Annotated in this window: 17 protein-coding genes; 4 read left to right on the top strand and 13 right to left on the bottom strand. The window is 73.6% G+C overall.

The window, feature by feature from the left end; all coding sequences use genetic code 11:
* Positions 1-162: 162 nt before the first annotated feature.
* Positions 163-1,050 (top strand): chaplin, encoded by an 888-nt coding sequence (locus AB0P17_RS24150; RefSeq protein ID WP_365813968.1) that lies wholly within the window; start codon positions 163-165, stop codon positions 1,048-1,050.
* Positions 1,051-1,148: 98 nt separating this feature from the next.
* On the opposite strand, the gene AB0P17_RS24145 is transcribed toward AB0P17_RS24150, so the two are convergent.
* Both AB0P17_RS24145 and AB0P17_RS24140 read right to left on the bottom strand, forming a co-directional pair.
* Positions 1,149-2,417: an FAD-dependent oxidoreductase gene (locus tag AB0P17_RS24145; protein WP_365813967.1), complete on the bottom strand. Its 1,269-nt coding sequence runs from the start codon at positions 2,415-2,417 to the stop codon at positions 1,149-1,151.
* A 68-nt stretch (positions 2,418-2,485) separates the two neighbouring features.
* On the bottom strand, positions 2,486-3,934 hold the full coding sequence (locus AB0P17_RS24140; protein WP_365813966.1) for an ATP-grasp domain-containing protein: 1,449 nt from the start codon (positions 3,932-3,934) through the stop codon (positions 2,486-2,488).
* A gap of 147 nt (positions 3,935-4,081) precedes the next feature.
* Here AB0P17_RS24140 and AB0P17_RS24135 point away from each other — a divergent pair, with 147 nt between their 5' ends.
* Positions 4,082-5,353, top strand: a complete 1,272-nt coding sequence (locus tag AB0P17_RS24135; protein ID WP_365813965.1) for a glycosyl hydrolase — start codon at positions 4,082-4,084, stop codon at positions 5,351-5,353.
* Between the two features lie 33 nt (positions 5,354-5,386).
* Here the strand turns inward: AB0P17_RS24135 and AB0P17_RS24130 are convergent, their stop codons facing one another.
* From AB0P17_RS24130 to AB0P17_RS24090, 9 genes are all read right to left on the bottom strand, one after another.
* On the bottom strand, positions 5,387-6,637 hold the full coding sequence (locus AB0P17_RS24130) for a GNAT family N-acetyltransferase (protein WP_365813964.1): 1,251 nt from the start codon (positions 6,635-6,637) through the stop codon (positions 5,387-5,389).
* On the bottom strand, positions 6,637-7,461 hold the full coding sequence (locus tag AB0P17_RS24125; RefSeq protein ID WP_365813963.1) for a lipopolysaccharide biosynthesis protein: 825 nt from the start codon (positions 7,459-7,461) through the stop codon (positions 6,637-6,639). Before AB0P17_RS24125 ends, AB0P17_RS24130 begins: the two co-directional genes overlap by 1 nt.
* Positions 7,458-8,600: a glycosyltransferase gene (locus AB0P17_RS24120; RefSeq protein WP_365813987.1), complete on the bottom strand. Its 1,143-nt coding sequence runs from the start codon at positions 8,598-8,600 to the stop codon at positions 7,458-7,460. The genes AB0P17_RS24125 and AB0P17_RS24120 overlap by 4 nt, the downstream gene beginning before the upstream one ends.
* Before the next feature lie 5 nt (positions 8,601-8,605).
* Positions 8,606-9,457, bottom strand: a complete 852-nt coding sequence (locus tag AB0P17_RS24115) for a polysaccharide deacetylase family protein (protein WP_365813962.1) — start codon at positions 9,455-9,457, stop codon at positions 8,606-8,608.
* A complete protein-coding gene (locus AB0P17_RS24110) occupies positions 9,447-11,567 on the bottom strand; it encodes a lipid II flippase MurJ (RefSeq protein ID WP_365813961.1) in 2,121 nt (706 codons plus the stop codon). Before AB0P17_RS24110 ends, AB0P17_RS24115 begins: the two co-directional genes overlap by 11 nt.
* A gap of 5 nt (positions 11,568-11,572) precedes the next feature.
* Positions 11,573-13,081, bottom strand: a complete 1,509-nt coding sequence (locus AB0P17_RS24105) for an O-antigen ligase family protein (protein WP_365813960.1) — start codon at positions 13,079-13,081, stop codon at positions 11,573-11,575.
* Entirely contained in the window at positions 13,081-14,733 is a 1,653-nt protein-coding gene (locus tag AB0P17_RS24100; RefSeq protein WP_365813959.1) for a sugar transferase, read from the bottom strand. The genes AB0P17_RS24105 and AB0P17_RS24100 overlap by 1 nt, the downstream gene beginning before the upstream one ends.
* Entirely contained in the window at positions 14,730-15,959 is a 1,230-nt protein-coding gene (locus tag AB0P17_RS24095) for a glycosyltransferase (protein ID WP_365813958.1), read from the bottom strand. The genes AB0P17_RS24100 and AB0P17_RS24095 overlap by 4 nt, the downstream gene beginning before the upstream one ends.
* Positions 15,960-16,127: 168 nt before the next feature.
* Positions 16,128-17,270 carry a DUF3344 domain-containing protein gene (locus AB0P17_RS24090; RefSeq protein WP_365813957.1) on the bottom strand — a complete coding sequence of 381 codons (1,143 nt, stop codon included), beginning with the start codon at positions 17,268-17,270 and terminating at the stop codon, positions 16,128-16,130.
* A gap of 314 nt (positions 17,271-17,584) precedes the next feature.
* On the opposite strand from AB0P17_RS24090, the gene AB0P17_RS24085 reads away from it, so the two are divergent.
* Positions 17,585-17,824, top strand: coding sequence for a chaplin (locus AB0P17_RS24085; protein WP_365813956.1), 240 nt, complete (start codon positions 17,585-17,587; stop codon positions 17,822-17,824).
* A 277-nt stretch (positions 17,825-18,101) separates the two neighbouring features.
* Positions 18,102-18,386, top strand: coding sequence for a hypothetical protein (locus tag AB0P17_RS24080; protein WP_365813955.1), 285 nt, complete (start codon positions 18,102-18,104; stop codon positions 18,384-18,386).
* Between the two features lie 97 nt (positions 18,387-18,483).
* On the opposite strand, the gene AB0P17_RS24075 is transcribed toward AB0P17_RS24080, so the two are convergent.
* A complete protein-coding gene (locus AB0P17_RS24075) occupies positions 18,484-19,131 on the bottom strand; it encodes a vitamin K epoxide reductase family protein (protein ID WP_365813954.1) in 648 nt (215 codons plus the stop codon).
* Between the two features lie 16 nt (positions 19,132-19,147).
* Positions 19,148-19,654, bottom strand: a complete 507-nt coding sequence (locus AB0P17_RS24070; protein ID WP_365813953.1) for a DUF5949 family protein — start codon at positions 19,652-19,654, stop codon at positions 19,148-19,150.
* Positions 19,655-19,914 lie beyond the last annotated feature (260 nt).

Here is a 19,914-nt window from a genome sequence, read left to right as displayed (position 1 = left end):
CCGGGGGTGTCCCGCGGGACACCCCCTCCCGGTCCCGGAACGCGTGCCGATCGCGCTCCGGGACCGGCCTCGGTGGGACGGGGCCCGGCCTTCGGATCAGGCCCCGTCTCCCACCCGCGACAACGGCCGGCCGGTCCGCCGGCAGCAGGAGGAGAAAACAGAGTGCGAGACCTCATCAGCAAGGGACTGCTCACGGCCGCCGCGGCGTCCAGTGTGCTGTCCATGGGCGGCGGTTACGCCCAGGCCGCCGACGCGAACGGCGCCGCCGTCGGGTCGCCGGGGCTGCTGTCCGGCAACAACGTCCAGGTGCCGCTGGACATCCCGGTGAACGTCTGTGGCAACACCGTGGACCCGGTGGGTGTCCTCAACCCCGCCTTCGGCAACACCTGCGCCAACGTGTCGAAGCCGCCGGAGCACCACGCGCCTCAGCAGCACCACACGCCGCAGCAACATCATGGTCCGCACGGGCAGGACACTCCTCAGGAGCACCACGCTCCCCCGCAGTACGGCGCCCCCGGCGCTCCCCACCAGGCGGTCACCGGATCCGGCAGCGAGGCCAGCAGCATCGCCCAGGGCTCGCCCGGCGTGCTCGGGGGCAACAGCGTCGAGGCGCCGGTCGACGTCCCCGTGAACGTCTGCGGCAACTCCGCCGACCTGGCGGGCGTCCTCAACCCGGTGTTCGGCAACACCTGCGCCAACGGGGCGCCGCCGGCGCACCCGGAGCGGCCCGCCGCTCCCGAGGGTCCGGAGACGCCCGACGAGACGCCCGACGAGGCGCCTGAGGACAGCACGCCGCCGGAGAGCCGCTCCGGACGCCCATCCTCCCCCGCCGGGCCGCCGCACCACGAGCCGGGCGCCGAGGGCGCGCACGCGGTCACGTCCGCCATGCTGTTCGCCCCGAGGTCGGCCGCACCGCCCGCCGCCGGCGATCCGCAGCTCGCGGCCACCGGCGGCGACCCGCGTCTCCTCGGCGCCGCGGCGGCGAGCGCCGGGCTGATCCTCGGCGGTGCGCTGCTGTACCGGCGCACCCGCGTCCCGGCCCGCGTCTGACCGCGTTACGCAGGGAATCGCCGCCCGGCCCATGATCGGGCCCGGCGGCCCGACGGAGGCCGAGTCCCCGCTCCACGGCGGGACTCGGCCTCCGTCCGTCACTTCACGGAGAGCTGCCCCTGACGCGTTCCCTGGCGCTGGCGCACCTTCGCGAGCGGCCCGCCCCGGGCGCCGACCCGGCGCCGTACACCGGCCACCAGCCGCTCCGCGGTGTAGGCCGACCCGTACACGAAGCGCATCGACGGGCCGAACGACGGGGCGCTCAGCAGGCCGGCCAGGAAGAGGCCCGGGTACGAGGACTCGAAGGCGGCGCTCGCCTCGGGCGCCCTGCTCGGGCCCACGGTCCGCAGGCCGTCGGCCAGTCCGCCCTCCAGCAGCCCGAGCCGGTCGAGCCCCGGGGTGAAGCCGGTGGCGGCGATGACGTGGTCGGTCTCCACGGTCTCCGTCCGCCCCGTGGTGGCGAACAGCTCCAGCCGCAGGCGCCCGCCCGCCGGGGCCGCCGTCACCACGCTCTCGCCGAGCCGTACCTCGATCCGCGCCGCCGACTCGAAGCGCTCGCGCAGCCACCACGCGCCAGCCGGGCCGAGCGCGGAGGTGAAGATCCGGGCGCGGGTCGCCTCGGGGAACCGGCGGAAGACGCCGGGAGTCTCCGCGTAGAGCCAGTTCTTCCAGCCGCAGCCGAGCCCGGTGTGCGGGGCGCGGGCCGACGCGCCCGCGGGGCGGTCCAGGGGCGGCGGCAGGGTGTTCCAGTTCAGCCGCGCCGAACGGGCCACCAGCCGTACGGATGTGCCCTGTTCGGCGAGGAGCGCGGCGGTCTCCAGGGCCGCCTGGCCCGCCCCGATGACCGTCACGTCACCGCCCGCGAAGCGCCCCAGGTCGCAGTGGTGGCTGCTGTGCGTGACGTGCTCGCGGCCGAACCCGAGCAGCGGCGCGGGGATGTCGATGAACGGCATCACGCCGACGGCGAGCGCCACCGTACGGGCGAGGACCTGCTCACCGTCCTCGGCGGTCAGCCGGAACCCGCCCGGGCAGGCCCGTACGGAGGTGATGTTCCGTTCGTCGACCGCCGGTGCCGCGCGCTCGGCGAACCACAGGCCGTACGAGGCGAAGAGGCCGACCGGCAGCGGAACGCCGTGCCGGGCCTCCATGCCGAGGGTGGCGGCGTAGGCGGCGAGGCCGAAGGCGCCCTTCGGGTCGGAGAGGTTCGACGCCCACGGTTCGGACTTCAGGAACATCCCCGGCGGCATGTGCTCCCGCCACGAGGCCATCGGCGTGCCGAACACCCGAAGGTCGAGCCCGGCCGCGGCGGCGTGCGCGGCGATCGAGAGTCCGTAGGGGCCGGCGCCCACAACTACCAGGTCGTGCATGGTGTGTCCCGCTCTCTGTGTGTGTCTGCTGGGCCAGGGGGTGGCAGGGTCGGGCAGATCGGGCAGGTTCATCGGGTGCGGCGCTGTGCGGGGGCGTCGCCCAGGGGGCTTGTGTGGTCCGGGAGGTCGGCATGGTCGGCATGGTCGGAGTGGTCGGCATGGTCCGGGCTGCCGCGCCGCTGCCGTACGGGCGGGGTGCGCGGCGACCGGCCCGCCTCCCCCGTGCGCCGGTATGGCAGGACCCGGCGCAGCAGCCGCCAGCCGCGGCGCCCGAGATGCGCCCCCCACGCGACGGCCATCGCGCAGGCGGGCAGCGGATCGTCCAGCGCCCACCACGCCGTCTCGACGGACCGGCGCGGCGTCCCGGACGTCCGGCGGGCGCCCTTTCCGGCCGGGGAGAGGAGCGACAGCAACGCGTAGTTCTCCACGACGAACGCGCGGCCGTGCGCCGCCTCCTGCACCGGAAGGCCCCGCCCGGTCAGATCGAGGTGGAGCGCGCGGACCACGTCCGTGCCGGAGCGGTCGGTGAAGAGCCGGAACTGGGCGCCCGGCCGGGGATTGAAGTCGAGCAGGTGGTACGCGCCCGTCGCGGCCTCCCGGCGGAAGTCGAGGTCGAGGATCCCCCGGTAGCCGAGCGCGGCGACCAGTTCGCCGGCCAGCCGCTCCACGGACGGGTTGGGCAGCCACCGGCCCACCGCGGTCAGTCCCGCGCCCACCGGCCAGGCCCGGTCCTTGCGGCCGGCCGCACCGAGCAACCGGGGACAGCCGCCGGCGGGGCCGCGCCCGCTGTACCCGTGGAAGAACCAGTCGCGGTCGGGTCCGTGCGGCAGGAACTCCTGGAGCAGCAGCCTGCTGCCCGCCTCGCCGCTGCGCCCGTACAGCTCGCGCGCCTCCTGGGGGGAGCGGACGACGCGCGTGCTGCGCAGCCCCGACCCCTCGGGGAGCAGCCACGGTCTGCTCCACTTGGCGATCACGGGCAACCCCAGCGACCAGGCGGCGGCCGCGGCCTCCGCCGCGCCGTCCGGGATCACCGTGCGCGGGTGCGGCATGCCCAGCTCCTGGCAGATCCCGGCCAGCTCGGCCTTGTCCGCGACGCGCTCGGGCAGCCCTGACGGCTGTTCAGGCAGCAGGTAACGGCCCGCCAGCTCCGGCTGGAGCCGGCCCACGGCGATCGCGCTGAGGTCGTCCATCGCGATGAGGACGGCCGGGGCCGTGAGCCCGTCGGAGATGGCGAGGAGCAGCCGCTGAACCTCCGCCAGCTCGGGCCCGGGCCCCCCGGCCGGTTGCCGAGAGGCCGTCAGTTCCGGTGCCTGTCCGGGCCGTAGATGGGCCTGGCGCAGATAGCGGGATCGTCCGACGGGGCTGCGCGCGCCCTCGATCACCGCGTGCACCTCGATCCCGGCGCGGCCGAGGGAGCGTACGGCGCCCAGCGTGCCGTGGTGGAACGGGTTCCGGTCGAGCCGTACGAGGACGGCCGGAACGCGGGTGTCAAAGCTCGGCACGGTGGTGCCCTTCATTTCGATACCCCATGCGAGGGATGAAATTCACGAATGGACTACTGGAACACCAGGCCCGGCTCCCGACCGGCCCATTAGAAATATTTTTGTGATCATCGTGACCACGGCCCGCGGCCACGGAAGCACGTTCGATCGCAAGGAGCGGACATGACCCCTCGACGACGTCGCAGGCTGACGACCACCTGTCTCGGTGTGATCTCGGCCGGCCTTCTTGTCTCCGGTGCCGCGCTGCCCGTTCAGCGAGCCGCCGCGGATTCCGATGGCACGGAAGGCCACACGGAAAGCCAAGCGGAAAGCCGTACGGAAAGTGGCACGGAAAGCGGCACGGGAAACGGTACGGAAAGACAGAAGCCGCCTGCGGCACCCTCACCCGCCCTGGGCGCGTATCTCGACTACGGCCGGGACGGCGTACGGCGCATCGCCGCCATGGAGAAATGGCTCGGCGGCCGGGAAATGCGCGTGGGGCACACCTATCTCCCCGGGGACACGTGGCCCAACATCGAGGGCGCTCCGGACTTCCTGGAGAGCTGGGCCGAGTGGCGCAAGGCCCGCGAGAACCGGCTGTTCGTCCTCAACGTGCCCATGCTGGAGCGGAACGAGGAGCGGGTGCCCGACCGTCTGGTCCGCCGTGAGCTGCGCAGAGGCGCGGCCGGGCGGTACGACGGGCACTTCAGGACGCTGGCGCGACGGCTTGTCGCGCTCGGCGTCCCCGACACGGTGATCGTGCTCGGCTGGGAGATGAACGGAAACACGTACACGCATCGGTGCGGTCCTGATCCGGAGGCGTGGAAGGCGTACTGGAACCGTATCGTCACCGCCATGCGTGAGGTGCCCGGACAGAAATTCCGATTCGATTTCGCCCCGAACAGGGGACGGGACGACATTCCCTGGACCCGGTGTTACCCGGGCGACGGCGTCGTGGACATCATGGGCATGGACTCGTACGACCAGCCGCCGGGACGCACCTTCGACGAGCAGGTCACCGAGGAATACGGTCTCCAGCAGCATGTGGACTTCGCCGCCGCGCATGGAAAGGTCGTCTCCTATCCGGAATGGGGTCTCTTCCGCAACGGGGACAACCCCGAGTACATGCGGCGCATGCTGGAATGGATCGACACGTACAAGCCGCTGTACAGCACCGTCACGGATTACTGCCCCCACGGTGTCTGGCAGTGCGACCGGAATCCCGAGTCCTCGAAGGTGTTCCGGTCGACGCTGTCCGAACGCGAGCCGCAGCCCACGCCGACCCCGACGCCTCCCGTTCCCCCGACGCCGACGCCCACTCCGGCTCCCACTCCTCCGACGACTCCGACGCCGGAGCGCCCGCAGGGCTGCCGGCCGCTGAACCTCGGTGCCTGGCTGGAGAACTTGCTGGGCGGCAGGATCTGCATCCGTCTCGACTGGTGGCGGCGCGTCTGAGGTCGCGCCCCGGCACGGACAGCGGCGGCGAGGTCATCCCTTGTCGCCGCCTCTCCGTGCCCGCGGCCGGGGCCGCGCCCGCTTCACCAGATCGGCCGCCCGGCCGCGTCCCACCGCCCGCGCGACCAGGAGGTGCAGGGACGGCGAGAGGGCGGAGCGCGCGAGCAGCAGCCGCTGGTTGGTGACGGTCTCCGGGCGCCAGTGGTGCTTGTACGGTTCGTTGCCGCGCAGCATGCTCAGGGTGGACCGGCCGCTCGCGCCGATCCATCCCGCGCCGCCGCGCAGCAGCATCGTGGCGACGTCCGCCTTCCTGGCACGCAGTTCGGGGTCGGCCCCGTACAGATAGCCGCCCGCGAGCTGACCCGACATCAGGGTGACGTCGGCGGCCACCACCGCGCCCGCCAGCGTGAACTCGGTGACCCGCGCGTCGCCGGAGTCGGCCATGGCGCGCACGGCCCGGGTGAGGTGTTCCGCGAAGCGTCCGCTGAGGTGTTCGGGGGTGACGCCGCGGCCCTGCCACTGGAGGCGGTGCAGCGCCAGCAGCCGTTCCACGGCGGCCGGGATCTCCGCGCCCTCGACCATCCGCTCCTCGATGCCGAGCGCGTCCAGCTTGCGCAGCTTGGCGCGGACGCGCTGGGCGCGCGCGGCGGGCAGCCTGGCGAGCAGTCCGTCCATGGGGACGGCGGGCAGTTCCAGGCAGGCGGAGTCGGTCAGCCGCCGGCGCGGCCCGTGCCAGCAGTCGTAGACGCGCTCCGCGGCGGCCCCGGGCCGTACCTCGCGCAGGTCGATCACCGCCGTACGGGCCACCTCCGCGAGCGCCCCGGCGAGCGCGGGCGCGGCGGTGCCGGCGTGCTCGTCGTCGAGGAGGACGTCGGAGAAGTCGGAGATGGGACCGCCGAGATGGACGAGGACGGGCAGGGGGCGGTGTGTGAGCATGAGCGCGGCCGCCGCGACGGGCTCCCCCGACCGGCGTACGACGACGACGCGCAGCCGGCCGCGGCCACCGCGAACACGCCGGGCGGCCCGGCCACCGCGGGCGCCGCCGGCCCCGCAGCCCTGGCCGTACGACAGCCACCAGGAGTACAGCCACGCGTGGCTCTGGAAAGGGGTGGCCGTACGGCAGCGGCGGTACAGGGTGCCCCATTCCGGGGCGAGTTCGGCGAACCGGCCGGTGTCGCGGCACACCTCCGTGGTGAACACCGCGCCGGACCGGGCGGCGGTGAGCAGCGCCGATACGGGGACGCGGGGAGGCGCGGCGCTCCGCGTCCGGGATCCGGGGGCCATCAGACCGTTTCCGACCGCGGCTGGGGGGACACGACCGGGGCGGCGGCGTGCGCGGGGGCCCCGGGGCGGTGCTTCGGCCGGACCAGCAGGCCGAGTCCGCCGAGCAGCCCGCCCGCGCAGCCGCCGACCAGCGCGGCCAGTGGCGCGGAGGGCGTGACCGGGCTCGTCGGCGGGACGGCCCGGGAGAACTGGAGGACACGGACGTGCGTACTGGCCTGCAGGTGGCCGCCGTTGAGGACGAGTGAGCGCGCCACGCCGTCCGCCATGTTCACGGCGGTCGCCGCGTCGGACGAGGTCGCCGTCACCGAGATCATCGGCGCGTCGGGCGAGGTCGCCGTCTGGACGTTCTCCTTGAGGGTCCGCGCGGAGACCCCGGCCCAGACCGCCGCGTCGCCGACCACCGCGACCTGCGAGGCGACCCGTCCGTACGCCGTGGCGAAGCCGAGCGCGGCGGTCGGCTCCGACTTCTCCGTCGGTACGACGACCACATAGCTGGTCGCCGCGTACTCGGGAGTGAGGAGCAGTCCGTACGCGCCACCGGCCGCCGCCCCGGCCAGTACGGCGGCCGGCACGATCCAGCGGGCCGCCGGCACCGCCGGCCGGAACAGCCGCCTCAGCTGTGTCAACGGCAGCAGTGGCGCCTGGGCCGTCGGGCGCCGCGCGGACTCCGTGCGCGGGCCGGGGGGAGCGCCGCGCCGGGGCGGCCTGCGGCTCGGCTGCTGGGGTGTCTGCTGGGTGGACTGGGGCGCCGGTTGGGGTGCCTGGGGTGTCTGCTGGGGTGCCTGGGATGCCTGCTGGGGTGCCTGGGGTGCTTGTCGGGTCATGGGCGACTCGCCTCTCGGGTGGGGAGCTGGCGGTGGAGGGCGGTCTCGTACACGCCCATCAACTGCCCGGCGCTGCGGGAGATGTCGTAGTGGCGTACGGCGGACGGCACGGGCTGCCGGGGCGGGCGCGGGTCCCGCAGCCGCCGCAGCTCCTCGGCGAGCCCGGGGACGGAGCCGCTGATCCGGCGCGCGCCGGGCGCGGCCTCAGGCGGCAGGTCCTGGAGCGCCGGGCAGGTCACGTGGAGCACCGGCAGCCCGGCGGCGAGCGCCTCGATCACGGCGAGCCCGAACGCCTCGTCGTGGGAGGTGGAGACGAAGACGTCCATGGCGGCGAGCAGCGAGGGCAGGTCGGCGGGGTGCGGGACGGGCGGTGGGTCCTCACACGCGCCGGGCAGCAGGATCCGGTCGGCCAGGCCGCGCTCCTCGGCGAGCCGCAGCAGGTTGGTACGCTCCGGGCCCTCACCGACCAACAGCAGCCGGGCGCCCGGCAGTTCGGCGACGGCCCGGACGAGCCGGTCGTACCGCTTGCCGGGGGCGAGCCGTCCGACGCCGCCCACGACGAACGCGTCCTCGGCCAGCCCGAGCCGCTCGCGCGCGGCGCGGCGCGCCTTCTCGTCGAAGGCGAAGCGCGCGGACTCGATGCCGTTGGGGACGATGTGGATACGGTCGCGGCGCACCCCCCAGCGCTCCAGCCGGCGCGCGACGGTGGTGGAGACGGCGACGGTCGCGGTGCCGAGCCGCTCCCCGGTGAGGTAGAGCGCGCGGGCGCCGGTGGTCAGCGGCCGGCCCTCGATCTGGACGGCGCCCAGGGAGTGTTCGGTGGCGACGATCGTCCGCACCCCGGCCATGCGGGCCGCGATCCGGCCGTAGAGGCAGGCGCGGTAGAGATGGGTGTGGACGATGTCGTACCGGCCCCGTCCGACCAGGCGCGCCAGCCGGGGCAGAGCGGCGAGGTCGCGGTTCCCGGTCATGCCGAGGTGGGCGACGCGTACCCCATCGGCGACGATGCCGTCGGCGACCGGGCCCGGTTCCGTGAGGGTGACGACCTCGTTGTGGGTGGGCAACTGGCGGAGCATCAGACGTAGTTGCTGCTCGGCGCCGCCGATGCCGAGGCCGGTGATGACATGCAGGACCTTCAGGCCCTTCACGGGGTGACCGTCGGTGCCGTCGGTGCCGCCGTTGCCCCGGATGCCCCGACCGCCGCGGGTGCCGTCGTTCCGGCGACGGACGCGCGGTACGCGGCGGAGCGGGCGTACTCCGCGAAGGCTGCGGCCGGGACGGGTTCACGCCGCCAGCGGTGCAGCCGCCGCTTCAGCGTCAGCTTGAGGCCGGTGTCCCGCTCCCCCACGTGGATACGGGGCAGCGCGAGCAGCCCGGTCAGCGGCCCCGGGTCGATGGCGCAGCCGTACGCGTACCCGGCGGCGCGCACCGCCGCGACGACCCGGGCGTCGACCGTGCCGTACGGGTAGCAGAAGCCGCCCACCTCGGTGCCGGTGAGGGCGCGCAGCAGTTCCCGGCTGCGGCCGGTCTCGGCGGCGAGCGTGGCGTCGTCGGCCGTGACGAGGTCGACGTGGAGCAGGCCGTGGGAGCCGATCTCCATCCCGGCCGCGGCGGCCTCGCGGACGCCGTCCTCGGTGAGCAGGGGTTTACGGGGGCCGAGGCGGTCCCACTCGTTGCTGCCGCCGGGGCGTCCCGGCAGGACGAAGACGGTCGCGGTGCAGCCGTACCGCCGGAGCAGCGGGACGGCCGTCGTCACGAAGTCGGCGTACCCGTCGTCGAAGGTGAGCCCGACGAGACCGGCGCCCCGCCCCTCGGCGCGGGCGCGCAGCAGTTCGGCCATGGAGACGCCGGTCAGTCCGCGCCGGCGCAGCCAGCGGAGCTGGCGTTCGAGCCGGTCGGGGGAGACGGTCACCTGGTAGGGGTCGTCGGTGGGGTCGGCGACCGAGTGGTACATGACGGCCCACAGGGGACCGCCGGGCGTCGTGTCAGCGGGCATCGGCGAGCTTTCGTGAGAAGGGGCGGGCGAGGGAGCGGAGGATGGAGTCGGTCTCGGGGGCCTTCAGGGCGTACGCGATGACGAGGAACACCGCGGTCACCACGAGGCCGGCGGAGAGAATCGCGAGGACCGGGGAGGGCAGGAGCGCGGCGCAGAGCCACCCGGAGCCGGTGGCCGCGGCGGCGGCGGCGCCGAGCTTGACCAGCCCGCCGGTCATGTGGCGGGTCCTGACCGGCACGCTGTGGCGGTGGAGCGCGCCCAGCATGAGTACGGCGGTGAGGGTGATGCCGAGGGCGTTGGCGGCGGCGATGCCGCGCACCCCCCAGACGCCGACCAGCAGGGCGCCCGCGCCGCCCGTCAGCGCGAGCCCGGCGGTCATGGCGAGCGCGGGGAACCAGAGAGGGCGCGCGGCGGAGAAGTAACAGCGTACGAGCGCCCCGACCAGGGTGTGGCCGAGCAGGCCCAGCGCGTACACCCGCATCACGGCGGCGGTGGCGGCGGTGTCGGCGGGGTGGAACTCGCCGCGCTGGAAGAGGACTTCGATGATCTGTGGGGCACAGGAGATGACGGTGGCGGCCCCGGTCAGCACGATGATCGCGGCGAGGGCGAGATCCCGTTCGACGCGGCGCCTGGCCCGGTCGGTCTCCCCCGCCGCCATGGCACGGGCGACCACCGGGAAGGTGACGGTGCAGAGCATCAGGGAGAGGGTCATCGGGATCTGCGCGACCTTCTGCGCGTAGTTGAGGTGCGAGATGGCCCCGGCGGGCAGCGGCGCGGCGAGGAACCGCTCGACGAGGACCTGCGACTGGCGGCTGAGCGCGAACGCGACGACGGGGACGAGCAGTCCGAGGGCGACGGGCGAGGCGAGCGGGGTCACGGCGGGGGTGGGCGGGGGGATGGGGGCGGGCGTGGGGCCGGGGGCGGTCTCCGCCGTGACAGGGGTGGCCTCTGTGACGGGGGCGGAGACGGAGGCCGCTGCCGTCTCCGTCTCGGGTGCGGGTACAGGTGCGGGCGCGGGTACGGGTGCGGGCGTGGCGGAAACAGGCGCGGGCTCGGGACCGCTCACGGGCCGGCGCTCCGTCAGCCTGTTCCACAGGGTGGGGAGCTGGATCAGGACCATCATCACGCCGCCGACGGCGACCCCGGCCCCGGCCGCGCGTACCCCCGCCTCCGCGCCGGCCAGCAGCATCGTGGAGATGATGCCGACGTTGGAGGCGACGTAGATCGCGGCCGGCGCCACGAAGGAGCCGTGCGCACGCAGCGCCGCGCTGCAGTAGCCCGCGACGCCGTAGGTGAAGACCGACGTGGCGGTCAGCCGGGTGCAGTCGACGGCCAGCCCGGGTTCGGGGAGACCGGGCGCGAGGACGGCGACCGCCCACGGCGCGAGGGCGATCAGCAGCGCCGCGCACGCGCTGAGGGCGAGGAAGAGCCGGGGCAGCGTGGCACGGGTGAGCTGCCGTACGGGGTCGAGGTCCAGGTCCTGTGCCAGGTCGCGCGCCCGGTCCTGCGGCGACCGGGCGGCCCGGCGGGCGAGCGCCAGGCTGAACGCCGGTACGAGGATCAGCGCCATGGCGTCCTCGATGAGGAGCGTGGCGGCCACCTCGGGCACGGTCCAGGCGACGAGGAAGGCGTCGGTGTCGGGGCCCGCGCCGTAGAGGTGGGCGATGGTCTGGTCGCGGAGCAGCCCGAGAAGCGACCCCGCGGCGGTGAGCGCGGCGGTCAGGAACGCGGCCCGCGCCAGGAACCGCCCGGAGGAGAGCGCCCCACTTCCGCCGGGCTCCCCGGACTCCCCGCGCCCGCCGGGCTCCCTGAACTCCCCGGGCTCGCCGGGCTTCCTGTGCTTCTCGGACTCCGGCGCCGTGCCGGCCGGTTCGAGGACGGCCGTGCCGGGAGCCGCACCCGCCGGAGCGGTGACGGCCGGAGCGGTGACGGCCGAAGCGGTGACGGCCGAAGCGGTCGCGCCCGGAGCGATCGTTCCCGAAGCGGCGGCGGCCACGGCGGCGGCGCCCGGCGTGGCGGCACCAGGACCGGTGAGGGCCGCCGCCGGCGCGGTCGTGCCCGGGGGCGGTGGTGTGGAGGGCGGCGGGACCGCCGGGAAAGGGGGCCTCATATCGTTCACGCCGGACCGGCCTCACCGTTCGGGTGCCGCCCGGCCGGCACCGCGGGAAGGCCGGGCGCGGAGCCCAGTGCCCACCACGCCGCCAGGCCGAGCATCACCGCCGTCAGGACCGTCGACGGGCCGCCGATGTCCGCGTAACAGAAGTCCGCCAACTGCCAGACCAGCAGCCCCGTGACGACGAGCCCGCACTCCGCGCCCGTACCGGAGCGGCGCGCCGCCGGCACCGTGCGTACCGCGCACACCAGGAGCCCCGCCCAGCTGCCCGCGAAGGCGACGACGCCGAACAGCCCCTGTTCGCTCAGGACGAGCAGATACATGTTGTGCGGCGACAGCAGCGGCTGGCGCTGGAACCCCATCCCCGCGCCCGAGGTGTCGCTGCCCGCGGAGAGCGCGAGGGAGGCGTGGTTGTCGCGGTAGGCGGGGAAGCCCTTCAGCCCCACGCCGGTGACGGGCCGCTCGCGCCACATGCCGGTGGCCGCCGCCCACATCGTGTACCGGTCGGTGACCGACTGGTCGGGTGCGTCGGCGACTTGGGCGATCGAGCCGGCCCGTTCGCTGATCAGCTGCGAGCCGATGCCGAGCCCGCCGACCAGGACCACCCCGAGCGCCCCGGCGGCCAGGCCCACGACGACGGCCCTGCGGATCCCCGAGAGCGCGAGTTGCAGCGCGAGCGCCACGGCGGTGGCGATCCAGGCGCCGCGGCTGAAGGAGAGCAGCAGCGGTACGGAGAGCAGCGCGGCGCAGCCGAGTGCGAGGGCCCGCTGACCGCGCGGCGCCCGCGCGGAGCCGCCCAGGGCGTAACCGACGGCGATGACCAGCCCGTACGCGACGACCGTGGCCATCCCCATGATGTCGGTGGGTCCGAAGGTGCCGACGGCGCGGATGTCCTCGCCCTGGTAGGAGGCGCCGGTGCCGGTCAGGTACTGCGCGACGCCGACCGCCCCCTGCGCCAGCGCGAGCACCACCACCGACCCGGCGACCAGCCGGAAGTCACGGCGGTCACGGACGAGGAGCAGCAGCGCCCCCGGTACGAGCACGAAGATCTGGAGGTAGCGCGCCACTCCCGGCAGGGTGGCGGCGGGGTCGTCGGCGGTGAGCGAGGCGACGGTCACGCCGAGCACCGGGAGCCCGAGGACGAGTGCGGCGGTACGGGTCAACGGGCGGGCCCGCGCGCGCAGTACGCGGACGAGACAGTGCAGGACGAGTACGGCGGAGGCGGCGTCGGCCGCGCTCCCGAACCCGGCGGAGCCGTCGCCGGCCGGCGGCGTGGGCACGGCGAGCAGCGCGACGACGGCCACGGCGGGCAGCAGCGGCGCCGCCCGGCGCAGCGCGGCGGACCACGCGTCGGCGCGGGACCGTACCGGGGCCGCGCGGAGACCGCCGACACCGCCGGACCCGGCGGACCACGCGGACCCGGCGGTGTCGGCGGTCTCAGCGGTGTCCGCGGTGTCCGCGGTGTCCGCAGTGCCCGCAGTGCCCGCAGTGCCGACGACGCAGGTGGTCATCAGCTGCCCGCCGGGCGGACGAGGGAGAGCGCGGTCCGCACCAGGATGCAGATGTCCTGCCAGAGCGACCAGTGGTCGATGTAGTGGTTGTCGAAGCGGGACCGCTCCTCGATGGAGGTGTCCCCGCGCAGCCCGTGGACCTGCGCCAGCCCGGTGATGCCGACGGGCATCCGGTGACGGGCCGCGTAGCCGGGGAGGGTCTTGCTGAAGTTGGTGACGAAGAAGGGGCGTTCGGGCCGCGGGCCGACCAGGCTCATGTCACCGCGCAGCACGTTCCAGAGCTGCGGCAGCTCGTCCATCGACGTGCGGCGCAGGAAGCTGCCGACGGGGCTCATGCGCAGGTCGCCCGCGATGTTCCAGCGGGTCGCCGACTCGTGGTCGTCGGAGGGGCGCAGGGTACGGAACTTCAGCAGGGTGAAGGGGCGGCCGTGCTGGCCGACGCGCTCCTGCCGGAACAGCACACCGCGGCCGTCGCAGCACCGTACGGCGAGGGCGCAGACCGCCAGCACCGGGGAGAGCGCCAGCAGGGCCGGGGCCGCGATCACCACGTCCAGCAGCCGTTTGGCCACGGCGCCGGCGCGGCGCGGGGCGGGCGGCTCGGTCCGGTGGCGGCTGAAGCCCCAGAGGTGGCGCTCCATGGCGGCGGGCGGGGCGGCGGCGCCCCAGGGGCCGGGGCCGACGAAGGAGGTGGCGCACCCGTACTCGTGGAAGAGCGTGACGAGCCCGGCGCGGCCGGCCCACTCGGCGGGGCCGTCGGAGCTGCCATGGCCGCCGGTGCCGCCGGGTCCGCCATGGCCGCCGGGGCCGGCTCCGGAGTCGATGAACAGGGCTTCCTGGACGCCGTTCTGGATGACGGCGCGGTGGATCTCCTCGACGGTGATCAGCACGGGCAGGATGGGGAGCGCGGGGGACTCCGTACCGCCACCGTGGGGATACCCGTCCTGGCCGGTCTCGTGGTCACCGCCCCCGCGGGGGAGGGGCGCGGGGTCCGCGATCCCGACGGGGCGCAGTCCGTACTCCGGATGCTGGGTGAGCAGCGCGACCAGTCGGCGCGCGGCCGTCCCCGTACCGACGACGAGGGCGGACCGCAGCCGGCCACGGGCGCGCGAGCGACGACGCGTGTGCAGCAGCGAGCGACCGGCGCAGCACACGGCGAGCTGTACGGCGCCACCGCCGGCCAGCGCGGCCAGACTCAGGGCGTGCACGGGGAAGAGGGCGGCGAGTACGGCCGCGGCGGCGCACCAGGCGACCGCGGTCCTGGCGGCCAGCGCGGGCAGCTGGTCGAGGCCGGAGAGGACGGTTCCGGGCCGGTAGAGCCCGGCGACCGCGTTCAGCGCGGTCACGCACGCGAGCAGCTGGACGACGAGGAGCGTGTCACGCTGCTCGTCGCTGAGTACGGCGGTGGAGAGCAGCGTCGCGAACGCGTCCACCGCGACGAGCGGCAGACCGAAGCGGAGCGCGCCGTGGGCCGGGGCGCGGCGGGCCGGCAGCGTAACGCGGTCGGTGCTGTCGCGGGGCGGGGCGAGGGGGACACGCCCGCCGAGGGACTGCTCGCCGAGAGACTGCCGGCCGAGGGACGGCTTGGTGAGGGACGGCTTGGTGAGGGATGTCCGGCCGGACGGCTGCGGAACACTGGTGCTTTCCGTGGTCACTGGGGAATCGGCTCCCTGCGCTCGGGGCGCGGCACGGCGGCGATTTCGCGGTACACGTCCGCGATGGCCTGCGCGGTCTGCCGCACGTCGTAGGTGCTGAGTACGTGCTGTTGGCCCTGGCGGCCGATGGCTTCGCGCAGCGGCCGGTCGTGAAGCAGAGTGCTGACGGCCGCCGCCAGCGCGGGCGGGTTCTCGGGCGGGGTGAGACAGAACCGCTCGCGCCCGGGCGGCAGGCTCTCGCGCGCGCCGTCCACATCGCTGAGGACAACGGTCCGGCCGCTCGCCATGGCCTCCAGCGGCGCCACCGCCATCCCCTCCCAGCGCGACGGCAGCACCACCAGGTCCGCCGCCCGGTACCAGGGCGCGGTGTCCGGTACGGCGCCCGCGAAGAGCACGGACGGCGGGGCGGCGGCGCGCAGCGCGGCGGCGTCCGGGCCGTCGCCGACGAGCACCAGCCTGGCCTGCGGAAGCCTGCGTACGACCGTTTCCCAGGCCCGGAGCAGGATGTCCTGGCCCTTCTGGCGGCAGAGCCGGCCGACGCACACGACGACGGGGGCGCCGGCCGGCACTCCGGCGAGCAGCGGCAGCGCGGCCCGCGCGGCGCCGGTTCCGGTGACGGTTCCCGCGCCACCGGCGGCGGTGCCGGCGCCCCCCGCCGTGCCGGGGTCCCCGGGGGTGAACCGTCCGATGTCCACGCCGTTGCGTACGACGGTCCAGTGGGCGTCGATGCCCGCGCGCTCGCCGGTGCGCCGCTCCGCGTCGCTGACGCAGACGACCCGGTCGGTCCACCGGACCGCCCACCGTTCCCAGCGCCTGGCCAGCCGTCCGGTCACCCCGCCGACCGCTTCGAACGACCAGGCGTGCGGCTGGAAGACGGTCGGAACACGGCCCCTGACGGCCAGCCGGCCGACGAGTCCGGCCTTGGCGCTGTGCGCGTGGATCAGATCGGGGCGCACCCGGCCGACCAGACGGGTGGCCTCCCGTACCTCACGGAGCAGTCCGGGGCCCGGCTCGCGGCCGGCCTGCCAGGCGTGGATCTCGGCTCCCCGCCGAGCCGCCGCGCCGGCGAGCGGTCCGGTCCTGGGACAGCCGACGGCGACCCGGAACCCGGCGGCCACCTGTGCCGCGACGAGGTCGAGAACCACCTGGGCCACGCCGCCGTCGACGGGCTGGACGAGGTGGAGTGCGGTGAAGCCGGTCCCGGGCCGGCACCGTTGTGGCTGCACGCGCGACTCTTTCCACTCGGGGATACGGGGATACGGGAGTACAGGAATACGGGGAATGCAGGAAGGCTGCGATGCGGGAAAGGCGGGCAAAGGATGGGGAGTTCGGTCTTTCGAGCTGGACCGGTGTGGAAGGCGCCGCGGCCGGCGAACCGCACGGATCACCAGGTTTCAGTTCCGTGCGTCGGCCTCTACGAAGAGCGCCCCGAGCCAGAGCGAGTCACGCTCGGTGCCGAATCGAACGCCAAGCTGTTCACTTCCGGAGACCAGTGCGTCACTCAGGTCGAAGACGTCCGAGTCATAGCCAAGGGTGTTCGCATAAGAAGGCTGCCGCTCGCCTCCTCCGAATCCAGGATCCGTAATACCGGAGTTCATCACATCATCAGAAGGATTTGCCTCGTTGTGGAGCGCCACGCTCTCGCCCGGCCCGGTCTCCACCGTGAGCGTGTCCCCCGTCAACCCCCGGTCCCCGTCGTACACGACGACGCCCAGCCGCCCGGAGGCCCCTACCGGCATGTGCAACGGACCGATGTCGACCCCCGCGCTCCTGTGGTCCGTGCCGAGCGCCTCGAACCCGTCCCAGAGCGCGAGATGGCGCCGTGGCGCGTCGTCCTTCTCGTACGCGACGACCAGGGTCCAGCCGCCCCAGGCTCCGACCGCGGAGCGCCCCATCGCCACATTGACCTGCGCCACGGTGTACAGCCCGGGGCCGCTGTCCCGGACGAGCGGGGTGACATCGGCCGACGCCTGGTACGCGTCGGCGACCTCGTCCGTACGGTGGCCGATCACCGTGTCCGCGAGGACCTCCCGGTACACGCCGCCGGGTTCGGCGAAGAGCACCCGTCCGTTGTCGGCGGCCGGCTTCTGCTCACCGGCCCGCAGGTTCCCGCCCCAGTACAGCCGCGCGTAGCTGACCCGCGCGCCGTCCGGCAGGGGCAGTTCGGCCCGGGTGGAGTTGTAGGTGTTCGGGTCGCCGTCGATGTCGGAGTAGAACATGTCGAATTCGCTGTTGGCGGCGTTCCCGCCGGCCCGCGCGGCCTCGCAGGAATCCGCCGCACCGCCCTCGGCCCGGCAGCTGACGGCCGAATTGGCGGCCCGTACGATCCCGCCGTGCTGCACCGCCTGATAGCGCCGCGCGAAAGGGATACGAGGCTCTTCGCGCGCCCCGGCCCGTGCACCGGACTTCGCGCCGGCCTTCGCACCGGTCTTCGCGCCCGTCACCGGAGCCGCCGGGAACGCCATCGCGGACAGGGCGAGAGTAGCCAGACCGCACAAGAGGCCGCGCCCCACAGCAAGAACCGCAGAATTCCGCATACTGGCTCTCCACCTCGAAGGTCGAAACACATCGAAACAAGAGGATGAAACGTGAGGTTGAAACATGAGGTTGAAACAAGACGGGACCATTACAGAGCGCGGGCTGAAAATCACGCCAGACGCGCTGAAACGCGCAGAACGTACAACCGACTGGGGAAAAGGACTTCAATCGACGTCCGTCGGTGTCCCCCGGCCGGCCCAACTTCACTCCTTCGGGCCCGCAACCTCCGGATGGCCTCGACGTTGATCCAGAAGTCCGGGCAATCGCGCCCGGTGCTCAATGTCATCCCCATACGACCGAGGAGCCCTTCCCCATGTCGCGTATCGCCAAGGCTGTTGTTCTCTCCACCGCGGCCGCCGCCGCTGTCGCCGGCGCTTCCGGCTCCGCCTTTGCCGACAGTGGCGCGGCGGCCGAGGCCATCGGCTCCCCGGGCGTCCTGTCCGGCAACATCATCCAGGTCCCGCTCCACGTGCCGATCAACATCTGCGGCAACACCGTCGACATCATCGGTCTGCTCAACCCGGCCTTCGGCAACCTCTGCGTCAACCACTGACGCCGTTCACCGGCGGAGCCGCTCTTCCCCTCGGGGCAGAGCGGCTTTTCCGCGTCCTTCATCCGGGTGATTCGGGTGCCCCGCCCAGTTTTACTTCCGCACGGGGTTTCCGGGGCGGCGGGGAATCGTTAGAGAAGACGAGGCCCCGGGAGGAAATCCCCAAAGGGCCTGTGCGTGCGGCGAGTTGAGTCACTGCAGAGTCGACTCGCGGCTGGGCGCACCGAAATCACGTGTCGGGACACCCGATCGTCACGACACCCAGCGGAAAAGGATGCACATGAAGCCCATGAAGGTCGCCGCCGTCGTCGCCGGTTCGATGGTGGCGCTGGGTGCCGCCGCCCCGGCGTTCGCCGCCGGGACGCAGTCCCCCTCGTTCAGCCTCAACGGAGCGCTGGACACCGTGGCCAGCGAGGGTCTGCGCGACGCCAAGCCGCTGCACACCAACGCGCTGGACACCGAGAACGAGGGCTCCGTGCTCAACGCGGTCAAGGGCGCCACCGACAGCCTGAACAAGCCCCAGCAGAAGAGCAACCTGCTCGGCGGCCTCCCGCTCGGCAAGTAGGAGTCGCCGTCCCGCCACCGCCCCTCATGGCTACTGCCTTGAGGGGCGGGCGGGGCCGATCGGCGCCACGCCGGTCCGTACGGTGGCGCGCTACGGGTCAGCTCGTCCAGAAGTCCCACCAGCGGGCCAGGATCAGCATCCCGATGACCCCGATGTGCAGCACGGGCGGCACCCAGGCGAACTCGGCCAGGAAGTCGCGCAGCGCGGCCGGCGCGGGCAGGATCCGGTGCCGGACGGTGTGGGCCGTGACGTACCAGAACATCAGGATCGTCGCGACCCAGGCCAGTGAGCACCACAGGCAGAGCGCGTTGATCTCGTACAGCGACTGGTACTGGAGCCAGGTGCAGAACCCGACACCGAAGAGCGTCCCCGCGTTCAGTCCCAACCAGAACCAGCCGCGGTAGCGGGCCCCCGCCAGCAGCCCCGTACCGATGCAGACGACGCCCGCGTAGGCCGCGAGACCCAGCATCGGGTTGGGGAAGCCGAAGACCGACGCCTGGTCGCTCTTCATGATGTTGCCGCAGGACACCACCGGGTTCAGGCTGCACCCCGGAGTGAAATCGGGGTCCTCCAGCAACGCGAACTTGTCGATCGTGATCACCCACGCGGCCAGCAGCCCCGCCGCGCCCGTGACGACCAGCAGCAGGGCGAACGCCCGGCTCGCCCCCCATCCGCCGGGCGCGTCCCGGTCGCCGCCGTCCGCCGCGTCCCGGGCGGTCCTGTACTCGGTCGGTGCCGCTGTCATGTCGCTGCCCGGCCGCTCAGCCGCGCAGGCCGCGTACCGGCAGCAGGCAGTGGGCGGCGCTCGTGAGCATCTCTGTGTCGCCCGCGAAGGCGCGCAACTGGTCCTCGCCGACCGGCCTTCCGGGGACGCCCTCGGCCCACGGCCGCGTGGCGACCAGGAAGTAGACCTGCCCGATGTCGCGCGCGTCCTGCTCCCACTCCGGCGGGACGGTGCACTGCGCGTTCAGATACGGCATCGTCAGCACGGCCCGGCCCGCCTCGACGATCAGCTTGACCGGAACGCTGGGCGACTGCGCGACATCGACCAGATCGCCGCCGGGCTGCAGCCCGATGTCCACGAGGACCCTGCGCATCGCCTCCCCGCCGGCCTCGGGGCCGTCGCGCCCGTCCCCGAGTGAATAGGCCAGCAGGAAAGGCGCGTTGCGCTCTCCGGCGGCGGGGTCGCTCGTCCAGGCAATCACCGAGAGGGTGCCCAGGAGGGAGGCGTACTGCGCATTGCTCGCCGCGGTATTGGTAGAGGTCATGTCTGGGGACAGTAGTGGCCCGCGGAGAATTACCGTGAGCCCGTGTCACCCACGTGGGCTATTGCAGGCGCCAGTTGAGGTTACGGGACACCGGCCGGAAATCGTCTCTCCGTACGAGAGGGGTGAGGGCTTCCGGACGGGACAGGATTGACAGAGAACGGCGGGGTGACTCTAATGGTCGGCGTGTAGCGTGACACCGACCGGAGAGCTGTGGGCAGGTCGGCGTTCGAGCGGACACCTTTACCGAGGGACGATGCCAT

Origin of the sequence: Streptomyces sp. NPDC088124 (genome assembly GCF_040685895.1) — a bacterium.
GTDB lineage: Bacteria > Actinomycetota > Actinomycetes > Streptomycetales > Streptomycetaceae > Streptomyces.
Note: the sequence above shows the minus strand (reverse complement) of the source record. Positions and strands in the feature narration are given on the sequence as shown.

Bases quoted from the DNA above. Each gene is read 5' to 3' on its own strand.
- AB0P17_RS24145 (WP_365813967.1), bottom strand. From the start codon at position 2,417: ATGCACGACCTGGTAGTTGTGGGCGCCGGCCCCTACGGACTCTCGATC.
- AB0P17_RS24140 (WP_365813966.1), bottom strand. From the start codon at position 3,934: ATGAAGGGCACCACCGTGCCGAGCTTTGACACCCGCGTTCCGGCCGTC.
- AB0P17_RS24135 (WP_365813965.1), top strand. From the start codon at position 4,082: ATGACCCCTCGACGACGTCGCAGGCTGACGACCACCTGTCTCGGTGTG.
- AB0P17_RS24130 (WP_365813964.1), bottom strand. From the start codon at position 6,637: ATGGCCCCCGGATCCCGGACGCGGAGCGCCGCGCCTCCCCGCGTCCCC.
- AB0P17_RS24125 (WP_365813963.1), bottom strand. From the start codon at position 7,461: ATGACCCGACAAGCACCCCAGGCACCCCAGCAGGCATCCCAGGCACCC.
- AB0P17_RS24115 (WP_365813962.1), bottom strand. From the start codon at position 9,457: ATGCCCGCTGACACGACGCCCGGCGGTCCCCTGTGGGCCGTCATGTAC.
- AB0P17_RS24110 (WP_365813961.1), bottom strand. From the start codon at position 11,567: ATGAGGCCCCCTTTCCCGGCGGTCCCGCCGCCCTCCACACCACCGCCC.
- AB0P17_RS24105 (WP_365813960.1), bottom strand. From the start codon at position 13,081: ATGACCACCTGCGTCGTCGGCACTGCGGGCACTGCGGGCACTGCGGAC.
- AB0P17_RS24090 (WP_365813957.1), bottom strand. From the start codon at position 17,270: ATGCGGAATTCTGCGGTTCTTGCTGTGGGGCGCGGCCTCTTGTGCGGT.
- AB0P17_RS24085 (WP_365813956.1), top strand. From the start codon at position 17,585: ATGTCGCGTATCGCCAAGGCTGTTGTTCTCTCCACCGCGGCCGCCGCC.
- AB0P17_RS24080 (WP_365813955.1), top strand. From the start codon at position 18,102: ATGAAGCCCATGAAGGTCGCCGCCGTCGTCGCCGGTTCGATGGTGGCG.
- AB0P17_RS24075 (WP_365813954.1), bottom strand. From the start codon at position 19,131: ATGACAGCGGCACCGACCGAGTACAGGACCGCCCGGGACGCGGCGGAC.
- AB0P17_RS24070 (WP_365813953.1), bottom strand. From the start codon at position 19,654: ATGACCTCTACCAATACCGCGGCGAGCAATGCGCAGTACGCCTCCCTC.